The organism is Caryophanon tenue (assembly GCF_001700315.1).
Lineage (GTDB): Bacteria > Bacillota > Bacilli > Bacillales_A > Planococcaceae > Caryophanon > Caryophanon tenue.
The window spans coordinates 38,846-46,949 of record NZ_MASJ01000016.1; the positions used below are offsets into that span (position 1 = coordinate 38,846).

Annotated in this window: 2 protein-coding genes; both read left to right on the plus strand. The window is 36.9% G+C overall.

Going from position 1 to position 8,104, the window contains the following annotated elements:
• The first annotated feature begins 83 nt into the window (after positions 1–83).
• Positions 84–1,400, plus strand: coding sequence for an aldehyde dehydrogenase family protein (locus A6M13_RS09160; protein ID WP_066545201.1), 1,317 nt, complete (start codon positions 84–86; stop codon positions 1,398–1,400).
• Between the two features lie 242 nt (positions 1,401–1,642).
• Positions 1,643–7,912, plus strand: coding sequence for an Ig-like domain-containing domain (locus A6M13_RS09165; RefSeq protein WP_066545202.1), 6,270 nt, complete (start codon positions 1,643–1,645; stop codon positions 7,910–7,912).
• The last annotated feature ends 192 nt before the right edge of the window (positions 7,913–8,104 follow it).

Consider the following 8,104-nt stretch of genomic DNA (forward strand, 5'->3'; position numbering starts at 1 on the left):
CTCTTTTGTGTATAAATTTTGTTGTAAAATGAATCGCCATTCAAGTATACTGAATATAATGATAAAAGAAGGAGTGAAGAAGGATGGTACAAGTAACGACAGAAAAATTACAGCAAATTTTCGATGCACAAACGGCATATCAATGGGACATGCGCCTTACAACAGCAGAGGAGCGTATCGCGCTATTAACACGTTTAAAAGAAGGGATGTTAACACGTTTACCACAGTTTATTGAAGCCTCACAGCGTGATTACATAACACCTGCAACAATTGCGGAGCATCAAGTATATGCAGTTATTGAAGCGATTGACCATGCAGTGGCGAATTTAGCTGAATGGATGCAACCAGAATTTGTCGAGCAACCTGCTAACGGCGAGGCTTATATTTTATACGAAGCACGCGGGCGCGTCTGCGTACTAGGCACATGGAATTCACCCATGTCGGTGCTGATTCACCCACTTGTGGAAGCGCTTGCAGCTGGGAATTGTGTCGTCTTAAAGCCAAGTGAATTTAATCCTTCTTACAATGCTGTATTGCAAGAATTAATTGATGATGTATTTGAAGAACAGCAAGTAGCTCTTGTGCAAGGCGAGGCAGAGGTATCACAACAACTTCTGCAATTACCTTTTGATCATTTCTTCTTCACAGGTAGCCCCCGTATCGGTAAAATTGTCATGAAAGAAGCGGCTCAGCATTTAGCAGCGGTGACATTGGAATTAGGTGGTAAATCACCAGCCATTGTTGATAAAGGGTATGACCCGGTCGCAGCTGTACAGCAACTAGTATTCGGTAAAGTATTAATGAGTGGGCAGTTCTGTATTTGTCCGGATTATATTTATGTACATGAAGATGATATTGTGCCATTTGTCGAAGCGTATAAACAAGTAACGCAAGGCATGTTATATGATAATGGTGTGTTACGCAAAGAGGAGCGTACACAAATTGTTAACGAAACGCATTATCGTCGTTTAAAAGGTTTATATGAAGATGCGATACAAAAGGGCGCAATTGTACTAAGTGGCGGTACATTTGATGATGACCATCGCTTAATTGAGCCAACACTATTAGGTCACATTACAGATAATATGCATATTGCCGAAGAAGAAATTTTTGGTCCATTGACATTTGTACGTGCCTATAGTGACGTGGCAGATGTCGTAAAACAAATTCAAGAAAGACCTAAACCACTCGCTTTATACATGTTTAGTAAGGATGAACAATTCCAGCAGGACGTTTTAAAACGTACATCGTCAGGAGGCGTGACGATTAATGGTATCGCACTGCATAACACGCATATTTCATTACCATTTGGTGGCGTGAATAACTCAGGGCTTGGAAACTTCCATGGTATTCACGGGTTTAAAACATTTTCGCATAGTCGTGCTGTATTTAAGGCATAGTAAAAGCAGGTTGCGCTCATCTAAGCGCGCCCTGCTTTTTTTATGTTATCGCCAATTTTTAGATTAATAAAAATAGCTGTGTTGTTCACATATATGTTTCTTTTTTTGTCAAATTTCTTTCAAATTGGAAGAGTGATGAAAATATGATGTGATTAGGGAAAAAGGTGGTTTATAATTACAGTGTTAGTAATATTTATTACCTATTTTAAAAAATATGAAGCATATCAATTGGAGGGTATATATTGAGAAAAAACACAGCTTTTTATGTAGCAAGTGCAGCGTTAGCAACTAGTATTTTTGTTGCGAATGGTGAAGTGAGTGCCGATTCACTTGTACCAGAAACAGGTTATCAGTTTTTAGCGCAGCAAAGTACATTACAAACATTTGATTTATCAAAAGATGCCGCAGTACGTACGATTAATTTCTCGTTACCAGTAGATGAAGAGACCGTTAAAGCAAATGAAAATATTATTTTATATGATGTTACAGCTCAAAAGTTTGTAGAAGTCGTAGCAAAGGTGACATCTAGTAAAACGAGTATTGAAGTAGCGCTTGCCGCAGGAACAACATATGAAGAAAATCATGAATATCGTTTATTAGTCGGTGATACGATTAAAAATTTAGCAACAAATGCCGTATCATTGCAACAAGCGATTCAATTTAATTTTAAAACGATCAATGTACCAGATGTGTCAACAAACCCAGGTGAAGAAGAGCCAGAGATTTTAGATGGTACAGTTAGCGGCACTATTACAGCCATTACCGACACAACAATTACGCTGAATGGGGTAGCGTATGAAACAGATGCGTCAATTGCAGCGTTTATTGCTGAAAATAAGCAAGCATTTGAACAAGCTATTGTTGAAGTGAATGTCAGTGAGCGTAAAATTGTTGAAATTAAAGCGCTAACGATTACACAAGAAGGCGCAAAGTTACAAGGTACAACGGATTCACATATCCTTACAAATACAACGGTAACTGTAGCAGCAGAAAATATTACCCTTTATGCGGTTACAATGGCGAATTTATTTGTTGCAAATAATGTAAAACAACGTGTCAATGTAGAGAATTCAACAATTACTGGTAAGGTACAAGTGCTAGAAGAGCGTTCGATGCAAGCGGTTGTTGAAGAACAACATGCGACATCTTTAGTCATTCGCTTTACAAATTCAGTAGTTGTGGAGATGTTAATTGCACGTGTTGATGTGAAATCGGAAATTTCAGGTACGAGTAGATTTACGCTGATTTCTGTAAAAGCAGATACGAACATTTTTGTAGATCCAGAAGCGGTTTTACCACGCTTAACGATCCAAGATGGCGTTACGAATATTGAATTAAACGCATCAATTGCACAAGTTGATATTCAAACAAATAATAATTTAAAAGTAACCGGCTCTGGAAATTTCGATAAAGTAAATATTACATCAGAGAAAAAAGTAGAGCTTGATACAACAGGCACAATTCAAGAAATCGCAGTGAAAAATCACAAAGCGACAATGACAGTTGGAGAAGCCGTTAAAATTGAAAAAGTAACAATTCCAAATACTGTGGAAGCAAAAGATGTCATTGAAAACTTTGATGATGTAAAAGATCAAATTGGCGATAAGATTGAACAAGAAAATCTTGAAGAATTTATTGCGGCGAAGTTTGTACGTACAGACACTCAACATGTAGCAGAGCTATCGATTGTCGGCGTATCAGAAGACGCGAATATTTCGTATCAGCATTATAATAACCGCTACAGTACAAATGACGACATTCCTGCCGTTGGTGATGTCTTAGAGAATGTATTTGACTGGACGGAAGGTGAGAAAGTCCCTTTTTACTTTGACCGTGATTATTATGTATTTGTAACGGATGAAGCGGGTATTATTACAGACCGTTATGCTGTGCATGACCAGTTTCATTTTGAGCCCGTGACGGATTCACAAACAGCCAATACGTTAACATTGTCATTTAGCGGCTATACACAAGAAAGTACACCAATAGACTATGTAAATCGTTTATATATAACAGACGGCGATAAAAGCGAGGTTGTAGATTTAACGGCGACAACGTTTGTTTATAATGAATACGGTGTGCCATCTATTTCAGTAGATTTGACGCAATTTAATGGCGATGTGGCGTATCACATTCAAACGCTCGGTAATTATTATGGGTTTTTACACAATTTCAAGACAGATACAAAAGCATATTTAAAGGGATTGTATGATTTTGCGCATAATGTTCAGATAAATCAAGTTAATTATACAGAGGGTTATGCATTTAGATATTTATTAGGGGATTCTAATTATAAATTAGTAGACTATACCGAAGCAGATGGAACAGTGTATAAAATGCGAGAATCGTTATTAGCGCAAGCATCAAGTGTAGTAGAACAATATGTACATGCATTCCGAGAAAAGCAATTTGCATCTGTTACAGACGTTCAGCAAAAAGTACAGGAGATCAATGCAGCGAACAGCACTGTTATTACTACATTTAATGGATATTTGGATGAGATGGATGCACTGTTTAAAGAGGACGAGTATAGCTATGCTCAAGGTGAGCGTTTACGAGACGATGTTACGATCGCACAAATTGATGAGATTAAAGCACGTATTGAAGCGGACACAGTGTTAACGTCAAAAGATAAACAAGAGGTCTTAAGTGAACATTCTTCCGTTGTAAGTGAATATTATTACAGTTACCGTAGATTAATAAATGATTTATACGATGACAACCAGCTCATTAAAGAAGGTGTCACACAAGAAACGATTACGAACTTACAAGAAGTAATTCAAGCGGAAATACCGGATACTTATTCTGAAAAGGAATGGTGGTTATCTCGCTTAGAGTCGATGAAGCGAGAGCTAGTTATTCAACCATTTAAACGATTAGAAAATACGAATGTCACGTATCAATCACAACGTTTAAAAACAACGGTCACACCGGATGAAATTACAACGGCATACAATGCAGCTTTATTATTAGCGACAACAGATCAACAAAAACAGCAAGTTTATGACGCATATAGCCAGATGAAATATTATTATGTGTTAAAAGAATTACGTTTATTAGCAACAACGCCAAATATTGAAACATATCGTTTAATACCGTTGAAAAGAGATGTAACAGAAGCGCAAATTGAAACGATTTTCACCGCATTTGAGACGTTTGAAGGGAATTATGAATATAGCGTAACGTCATTAAAGGAAAATGCGTTATTGTCGTTAGAATTAGTGGAGATTTTTGATTATGTCACGTATGTAGATGGTTATTATGTGTTAAAAGCGGATGTGACCATTGAGGCATTTTTAGCGGCCTATACAAACTTAAATGAGCAAAATCAACATTATGAGCTACGTACCGTTTTAGAAAATGTATTGAGCAGCGGCTTTAATAGCTTTTATCGTAACGGCGTAATTCGAGATACCGTAACGGTAGAACAAATTGATGAAGCGTATGAAACGATGCAAAGCTATGTGACGGATGCCAATTATGCGGAAATTATTAAGCGAGAATACTATGATGTATTATACGATTATTATGTAGAGAAAGTGAAAGTACATTTTGTATATCCGGATATTTTTAGTACAGGACATTTATTACATCTTACGGAAGATACAACAGTCGATCAAATTGAAGCAATTTTTGCCTCATGGCAACCAGCACAAGATGGCGAAATTTGGTATTTTGAGTCGATTAATCGTTTAAAAGAACAAACATTGGCGTCACTAGAAGTGGCTGATGCACTTGCGCTCCTTAAAAAATATTACTGGAATTATAGCGGAGTTGACCGTCTAGCGTCAGGCGATGTCACAGATATGATTAACGTTTTAACAACATTAAAAGAAACTGTACAAAATCCGCAAGCACAACAATGGCTGGAAAATGAAATTCAACAAGTGGCACAAGTAGCATTTATTACACTAAAAAATCCAAATGGTCATTCTGATGGTACACGTTTACGTGAAGATGTAACGCTCGAAGAGATTCAAGAGGCATATGAAACATCAAAAGCATTGCTAAATGATACAACACTTGAAAGTACGTATCGTGAATATATGTACTACTATTATGCGAAGGAAGCATCTACTTTGTTAGTAGAGCCGTTTTATAATGCGTATAATATGCAGGCACTCAAAGAAAATGTTACACAGGCACAAGTTGATGAAGTTTTCAGCACATGGACAGTAGATGAAGAACACATGCACCATTATGATTATCGCATTCAAGAATTGAAACAGATGTTAAATAACAGCCTACTTGTTCAGCCGCTTCTTTCGTTGTTTAAAGAAAATTATCAACAGCTTGAAGGACTAGAGCGTTTAGCTGACGGTGCGACATTAACACAATTTAATGCCACATATGAGTTGCTGAAAGCTACTGTATCAGAAGAAAATTATCAAGTGCATAGTTTTATCGATAATCTTGTGTATCCACTCGTACGAGGCGTATTTGAGCAATTTAGAAATGAAGAATCTCATAATGCCTTAACGTACTTAAAAGAAGATGTTACATTAGCGGATTTACAGGAAGCTTATGTTCAATTGGACAAGCTAGAGATTCCATTCGTACAAGAAATGTATGAAAACTACCAGTATTATTATTATGTCCAAGCGTTAGGTGCATTAACAGGTATTGAAAATGAGATGTATGGACCAATGCTATTTACAAAAGAAACCACTGCTGCGAGCATTGAGGAATTATTTAGCACATGGGAAGAAGATACAACGACAACTTATCACGGTGAGCGTATCAATGATATGAAACGCTATAGTATGTTAAGTGTATCGCTTCAAGACATCCTATCATTACTCTCAGAAGATTATACGAATTATTATGCGCCAGTGTTACGTGAAGGGATAACGTTATCAGAGTTTATGGAAGCTTATAGCGTGGCCCTTACTAGTACAACAAATGAAACGACAAAAGAATGGTTAAATGACTTATTAACTAATACGATTATTACTAAATCATTCCGTTCGTTAGAAAATGAATCGTATTCAACACATAACGAACGTTTACGTGACGACGTGACATTAGAGCAGATTCAAACTATTTATAATGAAATTGCACCGTTTGTCGACGAAAATAAACTGGAAAATCTAAAGTCGGAGTTAGAGCGTTACACGTATTATTATTATTATTTACGTGAATTATCGACATTAACAGGCATTACGAATGACATGTATGCCCCAACCGTTTTCACAAAAGAAGTAACGGTAGAACAGATTGAAGAATTGTTTAGCACATGGCAAGGGGATGCATCTACGACGTACTATGCAGAACAGATTACTAGAGTGCAAAAATACAGCCTTTTAAGTGTATCGCTCCAAAAACTTTTACCGCTATTAGCAGAAGACTATCAGTATTATAATGAACCGTTATTTGTCGAAGATGTATCGCTAGTCGACTTTATGACAATCTTTAATGAAACGATGGACAATGCACCAAATGAAGAAGTTGAAGAATGGTTAACAAACTTATTAACTCAAAGCGTTGCATCAAAAGCATTTAACTCATTTGATAATGAAACATATCAACAAGAAGCGGAGCGTCTACAAGAAGATGTAACGTTAACGATGATTCAAGATACGTATGATGCGCTTGCACCGTATTTAGAGGATTATCATGCACAAAGTCTACAACGTACAAAGCAGTACTATGAGTATTATTATTATTTACGTGATGCAGCGAAATTAGCGCCATCGATTTCTACAAATATGTATGCAGAGTATTATGTACTTGAAGAAGGCGTGACGTTAGAAGATATTGAGACATTATTTAAAGACTTTGTTTATGATGAGAATAATCCGTCATATCCGTTAGAATCGATTCATCAATTACGTCAGAAGCTTGTGAGAAGTTATTCATTACAAGGTGTATTAGTGCTACTAAAACCTGAATATGATGGTCAGACAAGCCCATTTATTGACGACGTGACACTAGAGCAATTACAACAAATGTACACACATGTGAATGCAACGGAAGATGAAGAAGCAAAAGCCTACGTTGAAAACTTGCTGTATGCCCATATCGATGCACTTCAGCAAACAGTGCTAACATACAGTAGCGTGAAATGGTCAAGCTTTGGCCCTATCAAATCAACGGCAACAATCGAGCAAATTGAAGCGGTTGTGAAACAGCTTGAGCAACTAAAAGTATTTTTCGCAACGGAACAGCTTACACAAGCAATTCAACATTTAACAAATGATACACTTGAAGCTTCTGTTGAGACGTTCAATGTTCAAGATGAGCAAGTAGAAGATGTTGTTGTATCAGGATCACCGATTGATTTAGAGGCACTTGAAAGTTATGCAGCAGTAGCCGAATTTATTGTAAGTGATGGCTATGGTTACGATGTTTTACCCGATGTAAATCGCGAATCTTTGCAAGTGTTTATTGAGGAACTAACACAGAAAATTGCTGGAAATGAAGAAGGCAATGAACAATATTTATTATTAATTGAGTTAGCAAACGATGTACTTAATCAGCCAGTCGCATTTGTGCCATTTAGCTTAGCGTAAAATAGGCTACAAAAAATAGATTGAGAAAGAAATAAAAAGAAATATCCTTTAGCAACTACAACTGCTAAAGGATATTTTTCTGTTTTTGGTGCTACGCCAACATAGCCGAAGTGTTTCGCAGGTATGGCTTGTTTCTAAAAGAAACTCGGTAAGCCCGTAATCAAATAACGCATATATTCAGGCAGGCACCTT

Coding starts and splice junctions, on each gene's coding strand:
- A6M13_RS09160 (WP_066545201.1), top strand. CDS start 84: ATGGTACAAGTAACGACAGAAAAATTACAGCAAATTTTCGATGCACAA.